The sequence below is a fragment of the Pseudomonas profundi genome, assembly GCF_008638305.1.
Taxonomy (GTDB): Bacteria; Pseudomonadota; Gammaproteobacteria; order Pseudomonadales; family Pseudomonadaceae; genus Halopseudomonas; species Halopseudomonas profundi.
The window spans coordinates 484,294-509,897 of the sequence record NZ_VTPZ01000001.1 but is presented as its reverse complement, the minus strand read 5'-3'; the positions used below and the strand labels follow the sequence as shown (position 1 = coordinate 509,897).

The 25,604-nt window shown below is 60.0% G+C and carries 27 protein-coding genes; 22 read left to right on the top strand and 5 right to left on the bottom strand.

Translation table 11 applies throughout. The annotated features are described in order from the left end of the window. The first annotated feature begins 15 nt into the window (after positions 1 to 15). The 13 genes from flhF (at position 16) to FZE95_RS02225 (ending at position 12,715) form a co-directional block, all read left to right on the top strand. Entirely contained in the window at positions 16 to 1,359 is a 1,344-nt protein-coding gene (gene flhF / locus FZE95_RS02285) for a flagellar biosynthesis protein FlhF (RefSeq protein ID WP_150299179.1), read from the top strand. Positions 1,360 to 1,870: 511 nt separating this feature from the next. Further along, a complete protein-coding gene (fleN, locus tag FZE95_RS02280; protein WP_150299178.1) occupies positions 1,871 to 2,698 on the top strand; it encodes a flagellar synthesis regulator FleN in 828 nt (275 codons plus the stop codon). Continuing rightward, positions 2,698 to 3,435 (top strand): RNA polymerase sigma factor FliA, encoded by a 738-nt coding sequence (locus tag FZE95_RS02275; RefSeq protein ID WP_150299350.1) that lies wholly within the window; start codon positions 2,698 to 2,700, stop codon positions 3,433 to 3,435. Before fleN ends, FZE95_RS02275 begins: the two co-directional genes overlap by 1 nt. A 179-nt stretch (positions 3,436 to 3,614) precedes the next feature. After that, positions 3,615 to 3,992, top strand: a complete 378-nt coding sequence (locus FZE95_RS02270) for a chemotaxis response regulator CheY (RefSeq protein ID WP_178101012.1) — start codon at positions 3,615 to 3,617, stop codon at positions 3,990 to 3,992. A 19-nt stretch (positions 3,993 to 4,011) separates the two neighbouring features. Continuing rightward, positions 4,012 to 4,803, top strand: coding sequence for a protein phosphatase CheZ (locus FZE95_RS02265; RefSeq protein ID WP_150299176.1), 792 nt, complete (start codon positions 4,012 to 4,014; stop codon positions 4,801 to 4,803). A 12-nt stretch (positions 4,804 to 4,815) separates the two neighbouring features. Beyond that, positions 4,816 to 7,074 (top strand): chemotaxis protein CheA, encoded by a 2,259-nt coding sequence (locus FZE95_RS02260; RefSeq protein ID WP_150299175.1) that lies wholly within the window; start codon positions 4,816 to 4,818, stop codon positions 7,072 to 7,074. A gap of 35 nt (positions 7,075 to 7,109) precedes the next feature. Further along, positions 7,110 to 8,210 carry a protein-glutamate methylesterase/protein-glutamine glutaminase gene (locus tag FZE95_RS02255; protein WP_150299174.1) on the top strand — a complete coding sequence of 367 codons (1,101 nt, stop codon included), beginning with the start codon at positions 7,110 to 7,112 and terminating at the stop codon, positions 8,208 to 8,210. Further along, positions 8,210 to 8,950 carry a flagellar motor protein gene (locus tag FZE95_RS02250; RefSeq protein WP_150299173.1) on the top strand — a complete coding sequence of 247 codons (741 nt, stop codon included), beginning with the start codon at positions 8,210 to 8,212 and terminating at the stop codon, positions 8,948 to 8,950. Before FZE95_RS02255 ends, FZE95_RS02250 begins: the two co-directional genes overlap by 1 nt. Before the next feature lies 1 nt (position 8,951). Next, positions 8,952 to 9,809 carry a flagellar motor protein MotD gene (motD, locus tag FZE95_RS02245; protein WP_150299172.1) on the top strand — a complete coding sequence of 286 codons (858 nt, stop codon included), beginning with the start codon at positions 8,952 to 8,954 and terminating at the stop codon, positions 9,807 to 9,809. A gap of 92 nt (positions 9,810 to 9,901) precedes the next feature. Continuing rightward, positions 9,902 to 10,696 carry a ParA family protein gene (locus tag FZE95_RS02240; protein WP_150299171.1) on the top strand — a complete coding sequence of 265 codons (795 nt, stop codon included), beginning with the start codon at positions 9,902 to 9,904 and terminating at the stop codon, positions 10,694 to 10,696. Between the two features lie 260 nt (positions 10,697 to 10,956). Next, complete coding sequence (locus FZE95_RS02235; protein WP_190324465.1) at positions 10,957 to 11,745, top strand: chemotaxis protein CheW; 789 nt, start codon at positions 10,957 to 10,959, stop codon at positions 11,743 to 11,745. A 77-nt stretch (positions 11,746 to 11,822) separates the two neighbouring features. Further along, positions 11,823 to 12,302: a chemotaxis protein CheW gene (locus FZE95_RS02230; protein ID WP_150299169.1), complete on the top strand. Its 480-nt coding sequence runs from the start codon at positions 11,823 to 11,825 to the stop codon at positions 12,300 to 12,302. Then, a complete protein-coding gene (locus tag FZE95_RS02225) occupies positions 12,278 to 12,715 on the top strand; it encodes a DUF2802 domain-containing protein (protein ID WP_223824931.1) in 438 nt (145 codons plus the stop codon). Before FZE95_RS02230 ends, FZE95_RS02225 begins: the two co-directional genes overlap by 25 nt. A 21-nt stretch (positions 12,716 to 12,736) precedes the next feature. Here the strand turns inward: FZE95_RS02225 and FZE95_RS02220 are convergent, their stop codons facing one another. Both FZE95_RS02220 and fliK read right to left on the bottom strand, forming a co-directional pair. Beyond that, positions 12,737 to 13,027 (bottom strand): EscU/YscU/HrcU family type III secretion system export apparatus switch protein, encoded by a 291-nt coding sequence (locus tag FZE95_RS02220; RefSeq protein WP_150299167.1) that lies wholly within the window; start codon positions 13,025 to 13,027, stop codon positions 12,737 to 12,739. Next, positions 13,027 to 14,661 (bottom strand): flagellar hook-length control protein FliK, encoded by a 1,635-nt coding sequence (fliK, locus tag FZE95_RS02215; protein WP_150299166.1) that lies wholly within the window; start codon positions 14,659 to 14,661, stop codon positions 13,027 to 13,029. The genes FZE95_RS02220 and fliK overlap by 1 nt, the downstream gene beginning before the upstream one ends. Positions 14,662 to 14,834: 173 nt before the next feature. Here fliK and ccmA point away from each other — a divergent pair, with 173 nt between their 5' ends. From ccmA to ccmI, 9 genes are read left to right on the top strand one after another with little or no spacing between them, the layout of a single operon-like run. Further along, entirely contained in the window at positions 14,835 to 15,470 is a 636-nt protein-coding gene (ccmA, locus tag FZE95_RS02210; protein ID WP_150299165.1) for a cytochrome c biogenesis heme-transporting ATPase CcmA, read from the top strand. Continuing rightward, positions 15,470 to 16,141, top strand: a complete 672-nt coding sequence (gene ccmB / locus FZE95_RS02205; protein WP_150299164.1) for a heme exporter protein CcmB — start codon at positions 15,470 to 15,472, stop codon at positions 16,139 to 16,141. Before ccmA ends, ccmB begins: the two co-directional genes overlap by 1 nt. Positions 16,142 to 16,157: 16 nt before the next feature. Beyond that, positions 16,158 to 16,901, top strand: coding sequence for a heme ABC transporter permease (locus FZE95_RS02200; protein ID WP_150299163.1), 744 nt, complete (start codon positions 16,158 to 16,160; stop codon positions 16,899 to 16,901). Beyond that, positions 16,898 to 17,065, top strand: a complete 168-nt coding sequence (ccmD, locus tag FZE95_RS02195) for a heme exporter protein CcmD (RefSeq protein ID WP_371923476.1) — start codon at positions 16,898 to 16,900, stop codon at positions 17,063 to 17,065. Before FZE95_RS02200 ends, ccmD begins: the two co-directional genes overlap by 4 nt. Beyond that, entirely contained in the window at positions 17,065 to 17,535 is a 471-nt protein-coding gene (gene ccmE / locus FZE95_RS02190) for a cytochrome c maturation protein CcmE (RefSeq protein ID WP_150299162.1), read from the top strand. The genes ccmD and ccmE overlap by 1 nt, the downstream gene beginning before the upstream one ends. After that, complete coding sequence (locus FZE95_RS02185) at positions 17,532 to 19,505, top strand: heme lyase CcmF/NrfE family subunit (protein WP_150299161.1); 1,974 nt, start codon at positions 17,532 to 17,534, stop codon at positions 19,503 to 19,505. Before ccmE ends, FZE95_RS02185 begins: the two co-directional genes overlap by 4 nt. Continuing rightward, the gene (locus tag FZE95_RS02180; RefSeq protein ID WP_150299160.1) at positions 19,505 to 20,092 is read left to right on the top strand and encodes a DsbE family thiol:disulfide interchange protein; all 588 of its coding nucleotides are present in this window, start codon (positions 19,505 to 19,507) and stop codon (positions 20,090 to 20,092) included. The genes FZE95_RS02185 and FZE95_RS02180 overlap by 1 nt, the downstream gene beginning before the upstream one ends. Then, the gene (locus FZE95_RS02175) at positions 20,089 to 20,568 is read left to right on the top strand and encodes a cytochrome c-type biogenesis protein (RefSeq protein ID WP_150299159.1); all 480 of its coding nucleotides are present in this window, start codon (positions 20,089 to 20,091) and stop codon (positions 20,566 to 20,568) included. The genes FZE95_RS02180 and FZE95_RS02175 overlap by 4 nt, the downstream gene beginning before the upstream one ends. Then, positions 20,561 to 21,775 carry a c-type cytochrome biogenesis protein CcmI gene (gene ccmI / locus FZE95_RS02170; protein WP_150299158.1) on the top strand — a complete coding sequence of 405 codons (1,215 nt, stop codon included), beginning with the start codon at positions 20,561 to 20,563 and terminating at the stop codon, positions 21,773 to 21,775. Before FZE95_RS02175 ends, ccmI begins: the two co-directional genes overlap by 8 nt. Before the next feature lie 219 nt (positions 21,776 to 21,994). On the opposite strand, the gene FZE95_RS02165 is transcribed toward ccmI, so the two are convergent. The 3 genes from FZE95_RS02165 to FZE95_RS02155 form a co-directional block, all read right to left on the bottom strand. Continuing rightward, positions 21,995 to 22,438: an REP-associated tyrosine transposase gene (locus FZE95_RS02165; protein WP_150299157.1), complete on the bottom strand. Its 444-nt coding sequence runs from the start codon at positions 22,436 to 22,438 to the stop codon at positions 21,995 to 21,997. Positions 22,439 to 22,789: 351 nt separating this feature from the next. After that, positions 22,790 to 24,253, bottom strand: coding sequence for an SLC13 family permease (locus tag FZE95_RS02160; protein ID WP_150299156.1), 1,464 nt, complete (start codon positions 24,251 to 24,253; stop codon positions 22,790 to 22,792). 24 nt (positions 24,254 to 24,277) lie between these two features. Then, entirely contained in the window at positions 24,278 to 25,597 is a 1,320-nt protein-coding gene (locus tag FZE95_RS02155) for an MFS transporter (protein ID WP_223824930.1), read from the bottom strand. Between the last annotated feature and the right edge of the window lie 7 nt (positions 25,598 to 25,604).

The window sequence follows — 25,604 nt, the reverse complement described above, 5'->3', positions numbered from 1 at the left end:
CAGGTGAGGTCAGCCATGAAAGTCAAACGTTTCTTTGCCGCTGATATGCGTCAGGCGATGAAGTTGGTCCGCGACGAAATGGGCGCGGACGCCTCCATTATCGCCAACCGCCGGGTCGCTGGGGGCGTGGAGCTGACAGCGGCGCTGGACTATGAAGCGCCTCGCGTGACCCCACCCACACCTGGGCTTGATCAGGAGCTGAAGAAAACCCAGGAGCGCATCGTCAAGGCGCGCGCTCAGCTGGGCGAAGGCGGGCAGCCGGCAGACGGGCCGCAGGTCAACCGCCAGTTGTTCGGCGAAACCATGCGCCAGGCCGTCGAGCAGGGCTCGCCCGTTGCTCAGCAATTGCTGGCACGGCTACAGAACGAGCACGCTACAGAAACCAGACCTGAAACCCGCGCCGCAGCTCCGCAACCGGATACTGCGGATACCGGTATCGGTGCAATGCGCGCCGAACTCGCAGGGCTGCGTGAAATGCTCGAGACCCAGCTGGGCAACATGGCCTGGGGCCAGATCAACCAACAGCGACCGCATCAGGCCAGTCTTTGGCGCCGGCTGACTCAGTTGGGTCTGCCGGCAGAGCTGAGCAAGCAATTGATGGCCAAGGTGGCAGACGTGACAGATATCCGTCAGGCCTGGCGCATGCTGCTGGCGCACCTGGCACACAGTATTCCGGTTATCCGTGACGAACTTATCGAACAGAACGGCGTAATCGCGCTGGTTGGCCCAACCGGAGCCGGCAAGACCACCAGCCTCGGCAAACTGGCAGCACGCTACGTGCTCAAGCATGGTAGCCAGCATGTTGCGCTGGTCACCATGGACACCTTCCGGATTGGCGCACACGAACAGTTGCGCACGCTTGGACGTATCCTCAATGTGCCGGTGCGGGTGGTCGATGAACAGAACAGCCTGAGCGATGTGCTCAAGGAGTTTTCTGGCAAACGCATGGTATTGGTCGATACAGCCGGCATGCAGGGCCAGGATCCGCAGCTGCGTAGTCAGCTGAGTGAGCTGGCGGCGCAGGGGCAACGGGTTCGTACATTGTTGGTGCTGGCCGCCACAAGTCAGTACCAGGTGTTGAAGTCTGCCTACCATCATTACAAATCCTGCGGACTGTCCGGTTGTATTCTGACCAAGATCGACGAGGCAGCCACGCTGGGCGAGTCACTGGGTCTGGCTATGGAACAAGCTTTGCCGGTAGCCTATATGGCAGATGGCCAGCGTATTCCGGATGATATTTGCCAGGCGGTAGGCCACAAGCTGGTCAGTCGTGCGGTGAGCATGGCCAGTAATGCTGGCGAAGCGCCTGCCGATGAGGCAATGGGCAATGTCTTTGCAGGTATACTGCACGCAGGTTGATGAGACGGGGATCAGCTGCATTTCGCCTCAAAGGTGGGATCCAGCAAGCGAACCGCAAGAGCGTGCTGTCGGCGAATGCACTGCAGCATGGCGCGGCGCGGTTTTTACAGATTTGCGAGGGTCTGTTGCCGTTTCATCGCGGCCGCGACGGAGGCCCGTTTGGTGCAGAACAAGGCGCGAGGAATGAAGTTTGTTCAACACATCCATGTGTTTCACCCCTTCGGGGCTTACGCGCAAAAGCGCTCCAGGCGTTTTTGTGGTTGTTCCAAATGAGTGACGAGTAACGCAGTGCTGCGGCAAACGGGTCCCGTCCCTTCGGGTGGGGCCGCCTGGGTTGCGCGTCAAATGACGCCATGCGGCGTTGCGGGACTTGGCAAGGGAACAACCATTACCTGCGTCCCGCGCCTTGCGGATCGCCGCCCGGCCTTGCGCCATTTGACAAGCAACGCGGCTCGCGATGAAACGGCAACAGACCCTAAAACGAATTCTTATTACAAGGTAATCCACACAGATGGGCAGCAATCATCCGGTTCAGGTTATCGCGGTCACCGGCGGCAAGGGCGGGATCGGCAAAACCAACGTATCCGTCAACCTCAGCATGGCGCTGGCGGCGTTGGGACGTCGGGTCGTACTGCTCGATGCCGACCTTGGTCTCGCCAACGTGGACGTGCTGTTGGGTATCAAACCCAAGGCCACGCTCGCTGACGTGCTTGATGGAAAGTGCGACCTGCGAGACGTGCTGATCGACGGCCCCGGTGGCATCCGCATTGTCCCCGCTGCCTCGGGTGCAGCGCGTATGGTCAACCTGAACCAGCGGCAGCACGCCGGCCTTATCCAGGCGTTCAGCGACATTGGCGACAATATCGATGTGTTGATAGTCGACACCGCCGCCGGCATAGGCGACTCGGTCGTGAGCTTCGTGCGTGCTGCCCAGGAAGTTCTCGTCGTGGTATGCGACGAACCGACCTCGATCACCGACGCCTACGCCTTGATCAAGTTGCTCAATCGCGATCACGGCATGACCCGCTTCCGCGTGCTGGCTAACATGGTCAACACGCCGCAGGAAGGCCGCACCGTTTTTGCCAAACTGACCAAGGTCACGGACCGTTTCCTGGATGTGGCGCTGCAATACGTCGGCGCGGTGCCCTACGACGAATCGGTGCGCAAAGCGGTGCAGAAACAGCGCGCGGTTTTTGACGCCTTTCCGCGTAGCAAGGCCTCGCTGGCCATTCGCGGCATTGCGCAGAAAATTGATTCCTGGCCGCTGCCGGTCAATCCTCGGGGCCATCTCGAATTCTTTGTTGAGCGCCTGGTCCAGCATTCGGGGGCAGAGTCATGATCGCGTCCGCCAGTGGAGCCTATATGTACAACCGTACCCAACTTGCAGCGGGTCAGCAGGATCTGTTGGTCGAACAGTTTGCTCCCCTGGTCAAGCGCATTGCCTATCACCTGCTCGGGCGCTTGCCGTCCAGCGTCCAGGTGGAAGATCTGATGCAGGCCGGCATGATCGGTCTGCTCGAGGCCTCGCGCAAATTCGATCATTCCAAGGGTGCCAGCTTTGAAACCTACGCCGGTATCCGCATTCGTGGTGCCATGCTGGATGAAGTTCGCAAGGGCGACTGGGCGCCTCGGTCGGTCCACCGCAACACGCGTATGGTCAGTGATGCCATCCGCGCGGTGGAAGCCAGGCTTGGACGCGACGCTAAAGATCAGGAGGTTGCGGCCGAACTAGTGATGAGCCTTGAGGATTACTACGCGATTCTGGGTGACACGGCAGGCAGCAAGCTGTTCAGCTTCGAGGATCTGCTCGAGTCCGGCGCGGCGGCGGATGTCCACGCTGAAGGTGAACCTCAGGGCGAGCTGCTGGATGAGCGGTTTCGTGGCGCGCTGGTCGAGGCCATCGAAGGCCTTCCTGAGCGTGAGCGACTGGTGCTTTCCCTGTATTACGACGAAGAGCTGAATCTCAAGGAGATCGGCGCGGTGCTGGGTGTGAGCGAGTCGAGGGTGAGCCAGCTGCACACGCAGTGCGCAGCCCGGCTGCGGGCACGTCTGGTTGCCTGGAAGAACGAATATTGATAGTCGGATCTCTGGTCCGGCTATATAGCGACGGTGCCTGAGTTGCCCGCTGGCTGAGCAGCTTCGGTACACTGCGCGCGTTTTACTTGCTGAGTCATTCTGGCTCGGAGACATGAATTTAGCAGAGTGCGAACCTGCACTTTTATCTGGTTTGTACGGAGGTCTACTTGGACAAGAATATGAAAATTCTGATCGTCGACGATTTCTCGACGATGAGGCGCATCATCAAGAACCTGCTGCGTGACCTCGGGTTCACCAATACCGCGGAGGCCGACGATGGCAACACCGCGTTGCCGATGTTGCAGAGCGGTAATTTCGACTTTCTGGTCACTGACTGGAATATGCCGGGTATGAGTGGAATTGATTTGCTCAGAGCTGTCCGGGCCGACGACCGTCTGAAGCATCTTCCGGTGTTGATGGTCACTGCTGAAGCCAAGCGCGATCAGATTATCGAGGCCGCGCAAGCAGGCGTGAGTGGCTACGTGGTGAAGCCTTTCACCGCCCAGGCGCTCAAAGAAAAAATCGAAAAGATTTTCGAACGCGTCCAGCCGAAATAATCAACCGGGGTATCAGAAGATGGCTTTAAGCAAGGATCCCGGCCAGGCGACTGCTCAGCAATTTGAACATTCCCTCAAGGAGCATGCACTGCAGCTCGTTGATCACCTTGAGAGTGGTAACTTCAGCGAAGCAGTACTGGTGGTGCACTCAATCAATCAGGCCCGTGACCGCGGGCTCTACCATGAGGTCGGGCAGCTTACCCGAGCGTTACACAACGCTATCGTGAATTTCCAGATCGATACATCCCACGCGCTCGGCGATGGCGGCGAAGCCTCGAAGATTTCCGACGCCTCGGACCGTCTTGATTATGTCGTGCAGCTCACCGACAAGGCCGCCAATCGCACCATGGACCTGGTGGAAAGCAGTACGCCCTTCGTTGCCGAAATCGGTGAAGAAGCTGCCGCGCTGCGCCTCGAATGGGCGCGTCTGCAGCGCAGGGAAATGGCTGCCGATGAGTTCCGTGACCTGTCCCGACGCATTGGAGAATTTCTGACCAAGACCGAGCAGTCCGCGACAACTGTTTCGACGCATCTGAACGACATCATGATCGCTCAGGATTATCAGGACCTGACTGGCCAGGTCATCAAGCGTGTGACTACGCTGGTGCACGATGTCGAGGAAAGTCTGGTGAGTCTGGTGCGCATGGCAGGGCAGGTCGATCGCCTTGCTGGCATCGAGCATGGCGACGGCGTGAAGCCGAAAAAAGCACCAGAAAAAGGTGAAGGTCCGCAGATTCATGCCGATATAAGGGAAGACGTAGTGTCTGGACAAGACGAAGTTGATGATCTTCTGTCCAGTCTTGGTTTTTAAGGGAGTACATGCATGAGTTTCGACGCGGATGAGGAAATCCTTCAGGACTTTCTGGTGGAAGCCGGAGAGATCCTGGAGCAGTTGTCCGAGCAGTTGGTAGAACTGGAAAACCGTCCGGACGACGCCGATTTGCTCAACGCGATCTTTCGCGGCTTTCACACGGTAAAAGGCGGGGCGGGTTTCCTCCAGCTGGACGCGCTGGTTGGCTGCTGCCATATCGCAGAGAACGTTTTCGATATCCTGCGCAAGGGCGAACGTCCGGTTACCTCCGAATTGATGGACGTCGTCCTGCAGGCGCTCGATTCAGTCAACAGCATGTTTGCCGAGGTGCGTGAAGGCGAGGCGCCCACGCCGGCCGAGCCGGCGTTGCTTGAGGCGCTGGCCTTGTTGGCGAAACCCGCTGCGGCGAGCCCGAGCCTTGATCCTGTTACGTCGAGTCAGGCTGTTGAAGCGACTGCCGTGAATGTCCCGGAAGCGGCGGGCGGCGAAGGCGACATCACCGACGACGAGTTCGAGAAACTTCTGGATGCGTTACAGGCAGAGCCCTCTGCTGAGGCCGTTGAATCCGCTTTGCCCGTGTCTGCCGGCAATGCGGATACAGGCAGTAGCGATAGCGATAGCGATGAGATAACGGACGAAGAGTTTGAAGCGCTGCTTGATCAACTGCACGGCGCCGGTAAACCGCCCGTTGCGGCCGTAGCGGCCGCTGCAAGCGCATCGACACCGGACACCGGCGCGTCTGACGACGCCATTACCGACGACGAATTTGAAGCCTTGCTGGATCAACTGCACGGCACCGGCAAAGGGCCGGGCGCGACAGACGCGGCGCAAGCTGGCTCCGAAGCCGAACCCGCTGCGGACCCGGTGGGTTCCGAGCATATTACCGATGACGAATTCGAAGCCCTGCTGGATCAACTGCATGGCACCGGTAAGGCGCCGGGCAAGAACGAAGTCGAAACAGTTTCTGATGCCGCACCTGCGGTCGCTGCCAGGCCCGATTCCCGGCCAGCTGCCGCACCCGCTCCCGCCCCTGCGCCTGCACCAGGCAAGCAGGCCGAGCCCGCCCCGGCAAAAGCGCCGGCCACTGCCGATGCGCACCCTGCGGAAACCACCGTGCGCGTGGATACCGCACGACTCGACGAGATCATGAATCTGGTCGGCGAGCTGGTGCTGGTGCGCAATCGCCTGGTGCGTCTGGGTGCGAGCACCGGCGGCGAAGAGCTGAGCAAGGCCGTGGGTAATCTCGATGTGGTGACGGCCGATCTGCAGTCATCCGTGATGAAGACCCGCATGCAGCCGATCAAGAAGGTGTTTGGCCGCTTCCCGCGTGTGGTGCGCGATCTCGCGCGCACCCTCAAGAAAGAAATTACGCTCGAACTGGTCGGCGAAGAAACCGATCTCGACAAGAACCTGGTCGAGGCGCTGGCCGATCCGCTGGTCCACCTGGTACGCAACTCGGTGGACCATGGGGTAGAGATGCCCGACGAGCGCGAAGCCGCTGGCAAATCGCGCGTGGGCAAAGTAGTGCTCGCTGCCGAACAGGAAGGCGATCATATTCTGCTGACCATTACTGACGATGGTCGGGGTATGGATCCGGAAGTACTGCGGCGCAAGGCGGTCGAGAAGGGCATGATGGAACGCGAAGCCGCCGAGCGGTTGAGCGAAAGTGAATGTTTCGACCTCATCCTGGCGCCAGGCTTTTCGACCAAGACCGAGATCTCTGATGTGTCGGGGCGCGGCGTTGGCATGGATGTGGTCAAGACCAAGATTTCGCAGCTCAACGGCAGCATTACAATCCAGTCGACCAAGGGGCAGGGCACCCGCATTGCAATCAAGGTGCCGTTGACGCTGGCAATCATGCCGACGCTGATGGTCATGTTGGCAAACCAGTCGTTCGCTTTGCCGCTGGTCAGTGTGAATGAAATCTTCAATCTGGATCTGTCACGCACCAACGTGGTGGATGGTCAGGAAGTCATCATCGTCCGCGACAAGGCGCTGCCTCTGTTTTACCTCAAGCGCTGGCTGATGCCTGGCGCTGAAGACACCACCGAGCGCTCAGCTGCCAGCGTAGTGATTGTTTCAGTCGGAACCCAGCGTGTCGGTTTTGTTGTGGATCAGCTGGTAGGCCAGGAAGAAGTAGTTATCAAGCCACTTGGTCGCATGTTGCAGGGGACCGCCGGCATGTCCGGCGCAACGATTACCGGTGATGGCCGCATTGCGCTCATTCTCGATATACCCAGCCTGCTCAAGCGTTACGCCCGTCGCGGTTGATAGCTGCGCGGGGCAGGTACTCAGGGAGAGTCAATATGGCGGTGAAAGTACTGGTGGTCGACGATTCGGGGTTCTTCCGTCGCCGGGTAGCTGAAATTCTCGGCGGCGATCCGCAGATACAGGTAGTCGGCACCGCCTGCAACGGTCAGGAAGCAATCGACCAGACCCTCGCGCTGCATCCCGATGTGATCACCATGGACTATGAAATGCCGGTCATGGACGGCATTACTGCGGTCAAGCAGATCATGCAGCGTTGCCCGACAGCTGTCCTGATGTTTTCCTCGCTGACCTATGAAGGGGCGCGGGTGAGCCTGGACGCTCTGGATGCCGGTGCCGCGGATTATCTGCCGAAAAACTTCGAGGATATTTCCCGTAATCCGGACAAGGTGCGCCAGCTACTCTGCGAGCGGGTACATGTTCTGGCGCGTACCAATCGCCGTTCCCTTGGGCTGAGCAGTCCATCGCCCGCCGTGGCCCCGGTTCATTCCCCCGCCGTTCCTCGCGCTGAGCCCCGCCAGCCAGTTGCGCCGGCACGTAACACGGCTGCGCCAGCTGCCAGCCCGGCACCGCGCCGTAAAAGCTACCGGCTTGTCACCATCGGTACCTCGACAGGCGGACCGGTTGCGCTGCAGAAAGTGCTCACTCAGTTGCCAGCCAGTTTCCCTGCGCCGTTGTTGCTGGTCCAGCATATGCCGGCGGCGTTCACCAAGGCCTTCGCCGAGCGGCTCGACAAGCTGTGTCGTATCAGCGTAAGGGAAGCGCAGGACGGCGACGCGCTGCGCCCCGGCCTGGCACTGCTGGCGCCCGGCGGCAAACAGATGATGGTGGATAGTCGGGGCATGGTGCGCATCCTGCCCGGCGACGAGCGCCTCAATTATAAACCCTGTGTTGATATCACCTTTGGTTCGGCAGCCAAGGCCTTTCAGGACAAGGTACTGGCAGTCGTACTGACCGGCATGGGCGCCGACGGCCGGGAGGGTGCCCGCATGCTCAAGCAGGCTGGCAGTTCGATCTGGGCCCAGGACGAAGCGAGCAGTGTCATCTATGGCATGCCGATGGCAATAGCCAGGGCCGGTCTGGCCGACGGCGTTTATAGCCTGGACGACATCGGGCGTTATCTCGCTGAGATCGGCTGATGGATATTCTCAGCATCATCGGGGTTATTCTGGCCTTCGTTGCCATTCTGGGTGGCAACCATCTTGAGGGTGGCCATGTCGAGGCTCTGCTCAACGGGCCGGCTGCCATGATTGTCATCGGCGGCACCCTGGCTGCCGCATTCATCCAGACGCCGCTGCCTGTATTCAAGCGCTCCCTTGGCATTCTTCGCTGGATATTCGTGCCGCCCCGCAGCCGCCATCGGGAGGGCATCGCGCAGGTAATCAACTGGAGCACTACGGCGCGCAAGGAAGGGCTGCTCGGGCTCGAAGCGATAGCCGAGCTCGAGCCCGACGCGTTCGCCCGCAAAGGACTGCAATTGCTGGCCGATGGTTGTGAACCGGAAACGCTGCGCGCGATTCTCGAGGTGGATCTGCTCACCCGCGAAAACCACGACATGGCCGCCGCCAAGGTGTTCGAAAGCATGGGCGGTTATTCACCCACCATCGGCATCATTGGCGCAGTGATGGGGCTGATCCACGTCATGGGCAATCTGGCCGATCCGTCGCTGCTGGGCAGCGGCATAGCGGTGGCCTTCGTGGCGACAATCTATGGTGTGGCGCTGGCCAATCTGTTTCTGTTGCCGGTGGCCAACAAGCTCAAATCCGTCGTGCTCCAGGAATCCAGTTACCGGGAGATGCTGCTGGAGGGGCTTTCTTCAATAGCCGAAGGCGAGAATCCACGTTCGATCGAATTGAAGCTCGAAGGCTTCCTGGACTGATATGCGTCGGCGCAACAAACATGAAAGCGAAAACCACGAGCGTTGGCTGGTCTCCTATTCGGACTTCATTACGCTGCTGTTTGCGTTCTTCGTGGTCATGTATTCCATCTCTTCGGTCAACGAAGGGAAGTACAAGGTGCTCTCTGGCACGCTCGGCGGTGCCTTCAATCAGCCGCAGAAGGTCATCAACCCGATCCAGATTGGTGAGACGACACCGCTGAGCCTGAGCCCTATCGATGGTCAGGGTGAGCACGATGGCGGCAATGAAACAGATAATGACACGCAGCATGACAGCCTCGCAGATATCGCCAAGGCGATGCAGGCAGCCTTTGGTGATCTGATCAGCGCCGGCGATATCGAGGTGCGTGGTAATGAATTATGGATCGAGATCGAACTGAGCTCGGGTCTGTTGTTCCCCAGTGGTGATGCCTTGCCGCTGGACGACGCCTTCCACCTGACCGAGAAGATTGCCGGGATTCTGGCGCCCTATGACAATCCGGTGCACGTGGAGGGCTTTACCGACAACGTGCCGATCAACTCACGCCTGTATCCGACCAACTGGGAGCTGTCGGCGGCACGCGCCGCGAGTGTGGTCAGAATGCTTGCCCACGGCGGGATAGATCCGGGTCGAATGGCAGCAGTGGGCTATGGAGAATTCCGCCCGGTGGCCGATAACACTACGGTAGCGGGACGACGTGCCAATCGCCGGGTGGTTTTGCTGGTGTCCCGGTATACCGAACAGCCAGACGCTGCGTCGCCGCAGAATCGACACGGCGTTGATGATATGCGCTCTGCGCGCAGTCGCGCCCTGGCTGATTCCGCGTCAGCAAGCGGTTCTGGCACGGGTTCTGCTAACTAACCGGTAATTGAACAAATTTCTGTGTTGATGTCATGAAAGACGTCAATTTGTCGTCGTAGCCGGGCCCGAGCGGGTCAGGACCTGGAGGGTGAATGAGAGTCTGGGCCGTAGCCAATCAGAAGGGCGGGGTGGGCAAGACCACGACCGCGGTAGCCTTGGCTGGCTTGCTGGCGGATCAGGGGCAGCGCGTGCTGGTCGTCGATCTCGACCCCCATGGCTCGATGACCAGCTATTTCGGCCATGATCCCGATCGTCTTACCAGCAGCGTATTCAATCTGTTCCAGCACAAGGGACAGGTCCCCGACGGGCTGGCCGAAGCCTTGTTGCTGGATACCACGCATGAAAACATCCGCCTGCTGCCATCCAGTACCGCATTGGCGACGCTGGAGCGTCAGTCCGCAGCGCAGGGTGGATTCGGACTGGTGTTGTCGCGGGCACTGGCACAACTGTGGAATGACTTTGAGTACGTATTGATCGATAGCCCGCCGTTGCTTGGCGTTTCGATGATCAATGCGTTGGCTGCCTGCGAACAGTTGGTCATCCCGGTGCAGACCGAGTTCCTCGCTCTCAAGGGGCTGGAGCGCATGGTCAATACGCTGGACATGGTCAATCGATCGCGCAAGCAGGGGTTGCCCTATACCATCGTGCCCACCTTGTTTGATCGGCGTACCCAGGCCTCGTTGAGTACCCTGCGTCTGTTGCGCCGGGATTATCAGGATCACATGTGGCAAGCGTTCATTCCGATCGATACCAAACTGCGCGACGCGAGCGTGGCAGGCGTGGTGCCGTCGCGGCATGATGCCAATTCGCGGGGCGTGCTGGCTTATCGCGCCTTGCTGCGGTATCTGTTGGCACAGTCGGTGACGCGCCGTGAGCAGGTGGCTTAAAGCCTGTCAATACAGAGCGTCTGCCAAGCGTAGGCGCGCTAATTCTCAGGACTGGCCAAGCGGCCGGGGTTGGGATTTCCTGGGGTTGGCGTGCGGCTCGGGCCGCGTTCGGACGCGCCGACTGGGTTTGGTGTCATTGCAAGGCATTGGCGTAGCGCAGGCGCGCTACACCCGCAGGGGCTCGCTGGCCCTGAGGTCAGTCGATTTTTACAAGGTTTATTAATGTTGGTTGTTACGCCGCCGATACACTGGTCATGTCGATGAATAGAAGTACGCCCTTACAGGAATATATCCCCCAGCAGACCATCCAGTGTTACCTGGATGCCTTGCTGCAGGAGGCGGCTGTCGAGTTGGCGCTGGCCGATCAGCCGGAGATTGGGACACCCGCGCAGGCCGAGGTGCAGGTGGTTGTGGTCGAGTCAGAAGTCGTTCCGGTCCAGACGCAGGTCGCAGAGCCTGTTCAGTACATCGCTTCCCAGAGCGTCGACACCGGGCTGTCGGCCGAATGGCAGACAGTCGAACAGGAGCTTGCGCCGCAGGAGTCTGCTCCGGTCCAGCAAGCGGAGTGGCGGGAACGTCCCTTCGAAGCCCTGTTGTTCGATGTGGGTGGTCTTACCCTTGCTGTGCCTCTGGTATCGCTTGGGACCATCCATTCTCTGGAGAGTGAAATCACCCCCTTGTTTGGTCAGCCTGACTGGTTCCTCGGCATATTGCCCACACCAGCAGGCAACCTGAAGGTGCTGGACACGGCGCGCTGGGTCATGCCGGAGCGATACTCGCCGGCGCTGCAGAACGACCTGCGTTTCGTGATATCTGTTCAGGGGTATGACTGGGGCATGGCGGTGCATGGGGTCAGCCGGTCGATCAAGTTGAGTCCGGATCAGATCAAATGGCGCTCGCAACAGGGCAAGCGACCCTGGCTGGCGGGAACAGTCATCGAACATATGTGTGCATTGCTGGATCTGTCGGCGCTGGCCTCGCTGTTGATCAGTCATGCGCCGGCCAGCAAAGCTGAGGCCAAAACGGGCCAGTTACGCAGCTTGCGATGAAGCGTTAACCTAGAATGATTCATTCGCCCTGCGCAGGGACAACGCGCAGGGCCCTTTTATAGATCGGGAATTGACAGATGAACAACCACACCGCACAAAGCGCCGAAGATCCGATCCTGCAGTGGGTGACCTTCCACCTGGACAGCGAGACCTATGGGATCAATGTCATGCAGGTACAGGAAGTGCTGCGTTATACCGAAATTGCTCCGGTGCCAGGCGCACCTTCATATGTGCTGGGCATCATCAACCTGCGCGGTAACGTGGTGACGGTGATCGATACCCGCCAGCGCTTCGGTCTGAGCCCGGCGCCGATCACTGATGCCACCCGTGTGGTGATCATCGAGGCGGACAAGCAGGTTATCGGCATTCTGGTCGACAGCGTCGCCGAAGTGGTTTACCTGAAGCAGTCCGAGATCGAGACCGCGCCAAATGTCGGTACCGACGAGTCTGCCAAGTTCATTCAGGGCGTATGCAACAAGAATAACGAGCTGCTGATCCTGGTCGATCTGGAAAAGATGATGACCGAGGATGAGTGGGCCGAGCTGCAGGGCTTTTGATCTACATGGCCGAGTCAGGGTGGGTGTTATTGCTGGGGTTGGGGCTGGGGCTGCTTATTGCGGCCCTGGCTGCGCTGACCCTTGCGTATCGACGCCTGGCCCGGCGCCTGGATGAGCAGGACGCTGCGCAGCAGCAGCGAGTTGAGCAGCTGCTCAAGGATATCAGCGGTTATCAGCAGGGTACGATCGGCATGGGCGAAGAGCTGTTTGCGTTACGCGATCAGCTCAAGCGCATCGAAGACAAGCAGCAACGCTTCGAGCAGCAGGACCCGCAGTCCATGCCTTATAACCAGGCTGCGCGGCTGGTGGGCTTGGGCGCAAGCATCGAGGATGTTACCCAGTCCTGTGGCCTGTCAAAGGCTGAGGCCGAACTGGTGGCCCGGCTGCATGCGGCGCGCCAGGACAAATCCTGAGGCCATTCTGTCTGTTTGAATTCAGGAAAAATCATCTTCTGGCGGGACAAATCCCACCGGCGCCTTGCCTTTCAGGTACCAGGCGAAGGCAATGATCTCCGCAATGGTACGGTAGAGCTCCTCGGGAATTTCATCACCAAGCTCCATGCGCGCGAGCATCTTTGCCAGGTCGGCGTTTTCATATATCGGCACTTCATATTCCATGGCCAGCTGCACAATCTGCTCGGCCAGATCGCCTTCTCCCTTAGCGGTCAGTGTTGGGGCCTGCTCGCCGTCGTACACCAGCGCAATGGCCTGTTTGGGGTCGGTCATCAGGTTATCTCGTCTACCCAGTTCTGCTGTACTGCCTGCCTCGGTGGCGGCGGCGTGCCCTGGTGCCAGCTTAACTCACCGACCGAGAGTCCTTTGGCCAGTAGTCGATCACGCAACCGGCCCAGCTCGCTATCAAGCAGGTTCAGTGTAGCCGGCCGCTCTGCCCAGAATTCACTGCTGACCTTGCCCTTGTAGAGCCGGGCAATCGCCTGCATCGGGCCTAACGGTTCAAGATCAAACGCCAGACGGACTTCCCAGCGGGGTATTGGCTCAAGCGTCTTTTTCGATGGGGCCGCGTCGTCGCGTTGTACCCGCACCTGTACGTGATTGAACTGCTGGCCGTCCCGTAGGGGAATCTCCAGTTGCCATACGGTCTGGCTGCTGCCATCGGCAAAGCTCTGGCTCTGGCCAAGGCTCTGCAATTGATGGTGCTGGATGCGCGAGAGCAGCGCCGCAGTGAGGCGCAGCAAGCTACCTAGATCCGGCGTTTCGCTCATGTTCTGCAACACGCGCGAAGGCAGCGGGAAGGCGCCGGGCCGGATGCCGGGGATTTTCTGCCAGGGGCCGGGGGGCAATGCGAGCAACGCGCGGCTTTCGGCTGGCAATTGTTGTTGCAGATTCAGTAACAGATTAGTCAGCGAAGCCTTGAGATCTGCACCGGGCAAGGGTTCGACACCCGGTGGCGTGGCCAGTCCGGCCAGCAGTGCAAGTACCTTGTTCAATGGAGGCAGTTGCACGGCTGCCGCTTGCCCGGCAGGCATTTCGGTGCCGCCCGGGCGGGTCTTCAATGCGTTGGCCAGCATGGCCAGATTGTTCTCCAGAAACAGGCCGCTCTGCTTCACCGCCTGCGCCACGCCCGCTTCGGTACTGAGTTGGGCGACGGTCGAAACATGCATGAGCACCTGGCGCATCGCCGGCTGTATTCTCTCCGGGGCAGCGCCTGTGATGCGTTCGAGCTGAGCCATCAGGGGTTCTGCCGAAGCCTGGCGCTGCAGGCTATCGCGCAGGCCCAACGAGACAGCTAATTGGCGCAGTTGCTCGCTGGGCGCGGCGACGCGCAACTCGCCCGAGGCGCCAACCGTAGCCTGTAACAGCGTGCCGGGTTCCACCGGCTTGCTGCTCACCAGTGACAGGGTTGACCCGACCCCCGCGCCCTGTACGATGCGCGCGAGCAGAGCGAATCGCTGCTGAGCGCCGTTCTCAATGACCTGCTGTGTCAATACCCGGGCCTGCAGACTGGCGTCCGCAGGGAACTGGGTCGGATCCAGGCGAGTAAGGGGAGCATTCAGCGGCGCACTGGATGCGGCCGCCGCCTGAACCGAGGCCAGCATCCGCGTCTGATTGACAGCCTGTACCAGCAGCTGGGTGCCGCTGGGGATCTGTTCGCGGCTGGTGACTTTGACCTCGGCTTGTGGAAATCCATCGGACCGGGCGATACGCAGTAGCAGTTCGAACTGACCGGCGCGCGCTGTACTGCTGATAACCTCGGCTTTGGCTGTTCCGCGGGCATCGAGCATCTGTGCGTCAATAGGCCGCAGTAACTGCAGCGCAATGCTCGCGCTGGTATTGGAGCGGCTGGCAGGCCCGGAAGCAGGCGGGCTGGCGATGGAAGGCAGGCGGAAATCGGATGTCATGGCGCCACAACTTGATATAAATCAGGGCCCTTCACCGAAAGGCTGTATGTATAATGGCCCCCCGTAAAGAACCGGCCAGAATGCGCCATTCAGGCGCCCTGTCAGTATAGCGGCTGAACGCCTGCGAACATGAATCTGGCTGCGATTCCCGGCTGCGCCAACCTGGAGAGACAGTGAAATCACTGCCTATTGAAATACACAAGTTGACCTGTGAGCGCGACCAGCGGGAGTTGTTTTCCGACCTTTCCTTTTCGCTGCAAGGTGGCCAGGTGCTGCAGGTGGCCGGTCCTAATGGCTCAGGCAAAACCAGCCTGTTGCGCATTCTCGCAGGATTGCTGCCGGCTGTCGGCGGCGATGTGCGCTATGGCGACGCCTCCGTTTTCGCTGGAGGCGGACGCGAGCAATGGCGGCATTCTCGGCTCTTTATCGGTCACGCGCCGGCGGTGAAGGCGAACCTCACCGCCGAAGAAAATCTCAGTTGGCTATGCGCGCTCAGTGAGCCGGTTGATCGGCAGCGTATCAGCGATGCTCTGGGCCAGGTCGGATTGCGTGGTTTCGAGGACGTTCCCTGTCATACCCTGTCAGCCGGTCAGCAGCGGCGGGTGGCGCTTGCCAGGTTGTATCTCGAAGCGCACCCGGTGTGGATACTCGACGAACCCTTCACGGCAGTCGACAAGGCCGGCGTTGCGGCGTTGGAGAAACATGTGCTGGATCATGCAGAGCAGGGCGGCACGGTGATCCTGACCACGCATCATAGCCTCGACCATATTGACGGTCTGCGTCGTCTTGATCTCGGGCAGGTGGCCTGATGCGCCAGATCGTCTGGCTGTTGTTCTGCCGCGAATGGCGGCTGGCCTGGCGCCGTCCCGGTGATCTGCTCAATCCTCTGGTGTTTTTCGCGATTGTCGTCAGCCTGTTCCCGCTGGCCGTCGGACCTGAACCGGGCATGCTGCGTACCATGGCGCCGGGGGTGATTTGGGTCGCTGCTCTGCTGGCCACTCTGTTGTCGCTGGACGGAATGTTTCGCAGCGATCATGAAGACGGATCGCTTGAACAGTGGGTGCTCTCGCCGCATCCCTTGTCGCTGATGGTGCTGGTCAAGGTATTGCATCACTGGCTGGTCTGCGGGCTGGCCATGGTGATCCTGGCGCCGCTGTTTGGTTTGATGCTGGCGCTGCCGGTGTCGGTATTGCCGGTGCTATGCCTGAGCCTGTTGCTGGGCACGCCGGTATTGAGCCTGCTCGGTGCTGTTGGTGCCGCATTAACGGTCGGCCTGAAGGGCGGCGGGGTATTGCTCGCGCTTTTGATCCTGCCGCTGTACATTCCGGTGCTTATTCTGGGTACCGGGGCGATCGAGGCGTCGCTACAGGGAATGCCGGTCGCGGGTTACGCGTTGTGGCTGGGTTGTCTGGCGGTGTTGTCTCTGAGTCTGGCACCGGTGGCGATTGCCGCCGGTTTGCGCATCGGGGTGAGCGAATGATTGAAATAGGTCAAGCATGAACTGGAGTTTCTTCCATAAGCTGGGTTCGCCCAAGTGGTTCTTCGATATCAGCGGACGCTGGTTGCCCTGGTTTACCGGTGCAGGCGTGTTACTGCTGCTGGCGGGGAGCGTATGGGGATTGTTCTTCGCTCCGCAGGATTACCAGCAGGGCAACAGCTTTCGTATCATTTATATACATGTGCCGGCGGCTTTCGTTGCGCAGTCGTGTTACATCATGCTCGCCGTGGCCGGCATCGTCGGACTTGTCTGGCGCATGAAGCTGGCGCATGTAGCACTCAAATGCGCTGCGCCGATTGGCGCCTGGATGACTTTCGTTGCGCTGGTCACCGGGGCTATCTGGGGCAAGCCGACCTGGGGCACCTATTGGGTCTGGGACGCGCGTCTGACGTCCATGCTGATCCTGCTGTTTCTGTATTTCGGCATCATCGCACTGGGGCAGGCCATCAGTAACCGTGAGACCTCGGCCAAGGCCACTGCGGTACTGGCGATTGTTGGCGTGGTGAACATTCCGATCATCAAATATTCGGTCGATTGGTGGAACACACTACACCAGCCAGCCACCTTCAAGATCACCGAGAAGCCGGCGATGCCGGTGGAAATGTGGTTGCCGCTGCTGCTGATGGTGCTGGGCTTTTATGCCCTGTTTACGGTCAGCCTGCTGATGCGCATGCGCGTCGAGATCCTGCGCCGCGAAAACCGTACGCGCTGGGCCCGCGAAGCACTGGAGAAGATGTTGTGAATGCCGTAACCGAATTTCTCGCCATGGGCGGGCATGGAGCCTATGTCTGGTCTTCCTATGCCATCACCCTGGCGGTCTTGTCGCTGAACGTGTTGCAGCCCTGGCTGGCGCGTCGGCGTTTGGTAAATGAAGAGGCGCGTCGTCGGCGCCGGGAGATGACCTGATGCACCCGCAACGCAAGAAACGTCTGAGCCTCATCCTGCTGGCCCTGGTCGGCATCGGGATTGCAGCGGCCCTGGCGCTCAACGCCCTGCAGCAGAACATCAACCTGTTCTATACCCCGTCTGAAATTGCCTCTGGCCACGCGCCGATCGATACGCGGATTCGCGCCGGTGGCATGGTGGTCGACGGCAGCCTGGAACGCTCGCGGGACAGTCTCGACGTACGCTTCAAGGTTGGCGATGGTGCTGAAGTAGTGCTGGTTGCCTATAGCGGCATCCTTCCGGACCTGTTCCGGGAGGGGCAGGGTATCGTCGCGCTGGGTAAACTCGACGAGAACCGCATGCTGGTCGCCGATGAAGTACTGGCCAAGCATGACGAGGAATACATGCCGCCAGAGGTGGCTCAGGCGATGGACAAGGTGAACCAGATGAAACTCGACGCCAGTTCCGCTGATACTTCGGAGGCCAAATGATTCCCGAGCTTGGTCAGATTGCGCTGATTATTGCGCTGTTCCTGTCGTTGCTGCAGGCCACGGTGCCGCTATACGGTGCCTGGCGCGGCGACAGTCTGGCGATGAGTTTTGCGCAGCCGGCGGCCATGGCGCAGGGGTTGTTTGTGCTGTTTGCCTTCCTGTGCCTGGTGCAATCGTTCCTGGCCAACGACTTCAGCGTGTCCTACGTCGCGCTCAATTCCAACTCGGCGTTGCCCTGGTACTACCAGGTGAGCGCGGTCTGGGGCGGACATGAAGGTTCGTTATTGTTATGGGCACTGATACTGTCCGGCTGGACCTTTGCTGTAGCGATTTTCTCCCGCGACCTGCCCGAAGAAATGCTCAGCCGTGTGCTGGCGGTGATGGGTATGATCAGCGTCGGCTTCATGCTGTTCATGCTGATGACATCCAACCCCTTCGACCGGCAATTGCCGTTCCATCCGGCGGACGGCAACGACCTGAACCCGCTGCTGCAGGATTTTGGTCTGATCGTGCATCCGCCCATGCTGTATATGGGCTATGTGGGCTTTTCCGTGGCCTTTGCCTTCGCCATCGCCGCATTACTTGGCGGTCGGCTCGATGCGGCCTGGGCCCGCTGGTCGCGCCCCTGGACGATTGTCGCCTGGTCCTTCCTGGGTCTCGGCATCATTCTCGGCTCCTGGTGGGCCTATTACGAACTCGGCTGGGGTGGCTGGTGGTTCTGGGACCCGGTCGAAAACGCCTCCTTCATGCCCTGGCTGGTCGGCACGGCGCTGATTCATTCCCTGGCGGTCACGGAAAAGCGCGGCGTGTTCAAGAGCTGGACTGTCTTGTTGGCAATCGCGGCCTTCTCGCTGAGTCTGCTGGGTACCTTCCTGGTTCGCTCCGGGGTGCTGACATCGGTGCATGCCTTCGCCAACGATCCCGAGCGCGGCGTCTTTGTCCTCGGCTTCCTGATGGTGGTGGTTGGCGGCTCGCTGGGGCTTTACGCACTGCGCGCTCCGTCGGTCAAGAGTCAGATCGGTTTTGCGCTCTGGTCGCGGGAAACCTTCCTGCTGGTCAATAACGTCATTCTTGTGGTCACCGCGCTGATGGTACTACTCGGCACCCTGTATCCACTGGTCCTGGATGGCTTGACCGGCACACTGGTATCGGTGGGGCCTCCGTATTTCAACGCATTGTTCCTGCCATTGATGGGGCTGCTGATGCTCGCGATGGGCGTCGGCATGCTCAGCCGCTGGAAGGATACGCCGGTCAAGTGGCTGTTCGGACAGTTGAAGTGGGTGCTGCTGCTGTCGGCGATGGGCGCGATCGGTTTGGCGGTATGGATCGGCGACCATCACCTGGCAGTCGGCAGCATGCTGTTTCTGGTGTTCTGGGTGGTGGGTGTGAGTATCCGCGATGTGTTGCACAAGACCCGCAACAAGGGCCTGGTCAAGGGCATGCGGGCATTGCCGCGCAGCTTCTGGGGTATGACCGCAGCGCACATCGGCATGGCTGTTTGTGCGGTGGGTATTGTCGGTGCAAGCCTGTTCGACAGCCAGCGTGACCTGCGCATGGCCACGGGCGACTCCCTCGAACTGGGCGGCTATCAGTTTGTTTATCAGGGGGCATCGCATCTGCAGGGACCCAACTGGGAATCCGACAGAGCCACTATCGAGGTGTACCGGGGAGACCGTCAGGTAACCGTCCTGCACCCCGAGAAGCGGCTGTACACAGTACAGAATCAGATGATGACCGAAGCGGCGATTCACGCCGGTTTTACCCGCGATCTGTTTGTGGCCATGGGGGAGCCGCTTGACGGAGGGGCCTGGGCCATGCGCGTGCATATCAAGCCCTTTGTGCGCTGGATCTGGCTCGGCGGGCTTATGATGTGCTTTGGTGGTCTGCTCGCCGCAGCGGACAAGCGTTATCGACTGCGCGTCAAGCGCCGGGAAACCGCCGCGCAAACGCTCACGCCGGAGACAGTCTGATGCGCAGAATCTATCTGATCATCCCGTTAGTGCTGTTTCTCGGGTTGGCTGGCTTCTTCCTGAAAACGCTGATGGACAAGCAACGCGAGAACGAAGAGCTGGCCGCCTCAGGCTTGCAGCCTTCGAATTCGCTGGAATTGCCGTCAGCGTTGATTGGCAAGCCGTTCCCTGCCTTCAGTCTGCCGAGTGTCGAAGATCCCGCTGACACCCTTTCAACAGAGGATCTGATCGGCAAGCCGGCATTGGTCAATGTGTGGGCTACCTGGTGCGTGGCGTGTCGCGTTGAGCACCCGGTACTCAACAAGCTGTCTGCGCAGGGCGTGGTGATCCACGGCATCAATTACAAGGACGACACTGCCTCCGCGCAGAAATGGCTGAAGGACTTCCACGATCCCTATCAGCTGAATATCAGTGATACGGAGGGTCGCCTGGGTCTTGATCTGGGCGTGTATGGCGCCCCGGAAACCTTCCTTATCGATGCCGACGGCGTGATCCGTTACAAATTCATCGGCGTGGTTGACGAGCGCGTCTGGGAGCGGGAATTGCAACCGCGTTATCAGGCTCTGGTTGATGGAGGCCAGCCATGATTCGCGGTTTGTGGGTCACGTTGTTGTGGGTATTGATGGTGGGGGTCAGCCAGGCGGCAGTGGATACCTTCGAGTTCGACAGCGAGGAGCAGCGTCAGCGTTTTTATGAGCTGAGCGGTGAGCTGCGTTGCCCGAAATGCCAGAACCAGAACATCGCTGATTCCGACGCGCCGGTAGCCACGGACCTGCGCCGGGAACTCTATCGCCTGCTCGATGAAGGGCAGAGCAACGAAGAGATCATCGGTTTCATGGTCGCCCGTTACGGCGATTTCGTGCGCTACAAGCCCGCCCTGACTGCTCAAACCATCGTGCTCTGGTTCGGTCCAGCCCTGTTTCTGCTGATCGGTCTCGCCACCCTGATAATCATGCTGCGCCGGCGACAGCGCGCTATGCGTGAATCGCAAACGGGACACCTGACTGCTGAAGAACAGCAACGTCTGCACGCCCTGCTGGAGAAAAAGAATTCTGATGACTGATTTATGGATTTTCGGCGCTCTGTTGTTGGCTCTGGGCGTTGTATCGGTACTTTGGCCCGTCTGGCGGCATCGCCGCAGCTCAACAGTTGATCGCACCACGCTGAACGTAGCCTTGTATGAGGAACGTCTGGCTGAGCTGGACGCTCAGGTAGCTGCGGGTGAGATAACGCCTGAACAGCGCGAAGCCACGGCGGAGGAGGCCAGTCGGCTGCTTCTGGAAGACACCGCACGCGCCGATGGTCGCCAGGGCGAGAAACGGCGGGGCAGTCCTGTATTGCTGATTGTCGCCGCCGGCTTGTTGCCGTTGATCGTCACCGGCCTGTACATGAGCTGGGGCAACCCGGCTGGTCTGGCGCTTTACCGCGAACTGCAGGAGAGCCCGGATCCGTCAAGTCTTGAGCAGATGATCGACCGGATGGAGCGTGTCACCGAGGTTCAGCCGGAAAACGGCGAGGCCTGGTTCATGCTCGGTCGTGGTTATATGTCTGCCCAACAGCCTGATCGGGCTATCGGTGCATTCGAGAAGAGTCTCAAGCGCATCGGCGAGCGGCCCGAAGTGCTCGCACAACTGGCGCAGGCGCGGTTTTTTGCCGCCGGCAACCAGTTGGATACAGAAGCCGCAGCAGCGCTGGACAAGGCGCTGGAGCTGAACCCTGACGAGCCAACCGCACTCGGTTTGCTGGGAATCGCCGCCTTCGAAGCCGGCGAATACACCGGCGCCATCGAATACTGGGAACGACTGCTGGCCGGGATGCCAGCCGGCGGGCCGGGCGCGCAAGCGATTCAGGGCGGAATTGATCGCGCACGTGAGCGTCTGGGTTTAGGGCCGAACGAGGCGAACCCCGAGCAAGCCGTCGCGGACGAGTCCGCAGTCATACGCGTGCGGCTCGAGCTCAGCGATGAAGTAACCGCCGAGCTGGACGAAAGCGCCGTGATCTTCCTCTTCGCCCGCGACCCGGAAGGCCCGCCGATGCCCCTGGTTGCACGCCGTTTCACGCTCGACGAGTTGCCTGCCGACGTCATCCTGAGCTCGTCTGACGCCATGTTGCCCGACGTCACACTGAGCGAAGGTCAGACCCTTGAGCTCATCGCCCGCGTCTCACCAGAAGGCGACGCCATGCAGGGTACGCATCAGGAGACCCTTGGTGGCGTGAAAGTCGGAGCGGATGATCAGGTGTTACTGCGGGTGGATACAGCCGTTCAGTAAGTCTTCAATAAGGCGTCCTGCGGACGCCGTCGTGCCGGGGTCGACACTCCTACCAAAACCAGGGTCGTTTGCGATTTAGGTGAACCGTCCTCCTTCGGTCGCTGCGTCGACAAAAGACTTTCCAACGGCTCGCGCCCGTAGGAGCGTCGCCCCGGCGCGACGGCGTTCGAAGAACGCCCGGTGTCCGTTGGATTGCGCACCGTCTCGCCCACAGCCGCCTCACAACCAAACCGCATCCCAATGCGAATAATCTGCCACCGATTCAACCAGGCCAGCTCGTAGCGGGTTGGCGATGATATATCGCGCCATGGCCTTCAGATCATCCTCCTTTCGCACCGCTCGATCATGAAAGCCACTTTGCCAGATACTCCGGCCAAGCTGTTTGGCTGTGAGCCCCTTTACCCTGCCCACAACCTCCGATAGGGCTTCATGATTCAGCTGCATGAGCCAGTGAAAATGATCAGGCATGACTACATAGGCCCAGGTTTGAATCTGATTGCGACTGAGCTCTGAGCGCAATGTATTGATCAACGTGCGCGCACTCGCCAAGTTTGCGAAGACGGGTTCTCTGTTCAAAGTGACGGCGGTAACCAGATAAAAGCGTCCGGGCTCTGAGGTCCGGCCCTTGCGCAGATCACTGGCATGGCGTTTCAGGTTGTTCATGTCTCGTCCTGAGTGTTGACAATGGACATTAAACATCTCGAAGCGCGATTAGCCTGTGATCGGCGTCCGATTCGGTGAAGTTGATGGGCGTCCTGCGGACGCCGTCGTGCCGAGGTCGACACTCCTACAAACACCGGCTCGGCTAGATTGTGGTAAGCGGCCAGCTCCGGCGGCCAGCCATTACAACCAGTTCCGCCAGCGGCACGCCCCCGTAGGAGTGTCGACCCCGGCACGACGCTGGCCGATAGGCCAGCCATTTTCCCGTAGGAGCCGACCAGTGAGTTCAGCCCCACCCCAAAACCAAAACCGCCGTCACAAGGACGGCGGTCAGGGCGTGCTAGAGATTAGCCATCAAACCCCAAACACCCAGCCCATCAGCAAATAGCCAATCACAGTAACAATTACCACGCCCGCCAGGTTGAGGGAAAACCCGGCACGGATCATTTCGCCGATCTTGATGTGGCCGCTACCAAACACGATCGCGTTGGGCGGGGTGGCGACCGGCATCATGAAGGCGCAGCTGGCGGCGATGGCGGCGGGAACGGCGAACAGGATCGGCGACACGCCCTGGCCGACGGCAAGCGCGCCAAGCAGCGGCAGGAAGGCCGCTGCGGTGGCGGTATTGCTGGTCACTTCGGTGAGGAAGATGATTACCGCAGTGATCAGTATGACCATGGCGATGATCGGCAATACGCTCATGATCGACATGCTTTCGGCAATCCAGACTGCCAGGCCCGATGAGGTGATGACCGATGCCAGGGCAAGGCCGCCGCCAAACAGCAGTAATACGCCCCAGGGCATTTTCTGGGCGCTGTCCCAGTCCATCAAAAACACGCGTTTTTTGGTATCGACCGGAATCAGAAACATTACCAGGGCCGCAGCGATGGCGATAACAGTGTCATTCAGCCAGGGGATCAGGGTTTCTGACAATACTGGCTGGAATATCCATGACAGGGCGGTCAGCAGGAATACCACTGCAACCAGCTTTTCTCCCTTGCTCATCGGCCCGAGCTCTGCCAGATGCTCCCTGAGTAACGTCGAGCTGTTGGCGGACTCGCTATCCAGGCCGAAATCCTTGCGGGTCAGCATCCACCACACCACCAGCAGCATGCTGAACGAAACCGGCACACCGATCAGCATCCACTGCGCAAACCCGACCTGGATGTCATGGGTTTCCGCCAGATACGCTGCGAGCAGCGCGTTAGGCGGCGTGCCGATCAAGGTGGCGATCCCGCCGACACTTGCTGCGTAGGCGATCGCCAGCAACAGGTTCGATGCGTACCGGCGAATTGGCTCGGAGCTTTCGTCGCCCATCATGCTGACCACGGACAGGCCGATCGGCAACATCATGATGGTCGTGGCGGTGTTGCTCACCCACATGCTGAGGAAGGCGGTGGCAATCATGAAACCCGCTACCTGGCGCTTGGGCTGGCTGCCCACTGCGATAAGCGTGACCAGCGCGATGCGCTTGTGCAAATTCCAGCGCTGCATGGCGAGCCCCAGCACGAAGCCGCCCATGAATAGAAAGATGATCGGGTTGGCGTAGGGCGCTGTCGCCTGGCTGACGCTGCCCAGGCCGAGCGCGGGGATCAGACAGATAGGCAGTAACGACGTAGCGGGGATCGCGATCGCCTCGGTCGACCACCATGTTGCCAGAAGCAACATGAGCCCCAGCGCATGCCAGGCTTCAATACTCATCCCGGCCGGTGCTGGCAGCACCAGTGTCATGACCAGCAGCAGCGGTCCGAGAAACAGACCGATGATGCGCGACAGCGGAAGGCCCTGACTTGGGGTTCCTTGATGAATTTCAGACATATAACGATCCCATCGGGTAAGTAATCAGACTTCAGGCAGCGAGCCGGCCAGCATCGCGCCGACCAGACCTACCATTGAAAGTAGCAGCAACATACCTGCCGCGCCGACCAGCGCGCTGAGCAGGCCAAACGCGCCGGTTGCCAGCAATATGGCACCGATGACCGTATTGCCTACGGCGACGTAATCCGTGCGGCGATTGCCTTCGGCCATGTCCAGCACATAGGTCTTGCGCCCGACGCGTACGCCGCTGTGCGCTATGCCGAGCACGAAGAACGCCACCGGGAACAACCAGGCGTGCAAAGTCGCGGACAACCCCGCCCAGAAATGCACGGCCAGGACCACGGGCCCCAGCAAGCTTGCGATACAGGCCGAAAGAATGAGCACGCGTCTGCTTGATCGGTCAGCCATGCGGCCCCAGACCATGGCGCTCAGGCTGTTAGCCAGGCCGTTGGCGACCAGAAAGGCGCCGAGCATGCCGATTCCGGATTTGATGTCCTGCCCGAGCAGAATGTAGTAGGGCGCAGACAGGGCGGAGCAGAGTAGCAACGCACGTGTGACAACGAAGCGCCGAAAAGTTGTATCGGTGCGCAGCAGACTCATGCGAACGAAGGCTTCGCGGATGGCGTTTTCGCCTCCTTCGGTTGCGCCTGGCTGTTCGTCTATATACCGATAGACCCACGCTGCGATGATCCACAACAAGGCGGAAGCACTTAATAAGCCGGCATAAAAGAGCACATCATCTTCGGTTGGCGGCCAAAGCATGCAGTACACGCCAAATGCCAGGGCTGCCCAGCCGGACAGGCTGCCAGCCAGGCCATTGAGCTGACCGCGTCGGGTTTTGGGAACAGTCTTGCCGATTACGTCCTTGCCGGCGACGGAGCAGAGCCCACGGGCCAGGCTGAACAACACCAGGCAGACGATGATCAGAGCGCCGGCCAGCGCTCCTTCAAACAACCAGGCCACCGAACCCAGTGCCAGCAGTATGCCCGCCTGCAGCAGGCTGCCCAGAATCCAGATGCCACGACGCATGGCGTGGCGGCGGATACGCGCAGCGATGAATAGCTGCGGCAGCATGGATCCGGATTCCCGGATGGGCACCAGCCAGGCAACCATGGCGACCGGCGCGCCCACCACGCCCATCAGCCAGGCGAGTGTCGTCTTCGGGTTGATCAGTGTGTCGCCCAGGCTGGTCAGGGTATTGGCTGCCACCTGAAGGAAGAAATTCTGCGGCACACCGTTGCAGGCGCTGTCCGGTATATCCTTGCAAACCCGGACATCGTCCTCATTCATCAGCTTGCTGTAGATACTGTCCAGATCCGGCTGAACGGCCATGTCAGTGTCCATAACACAA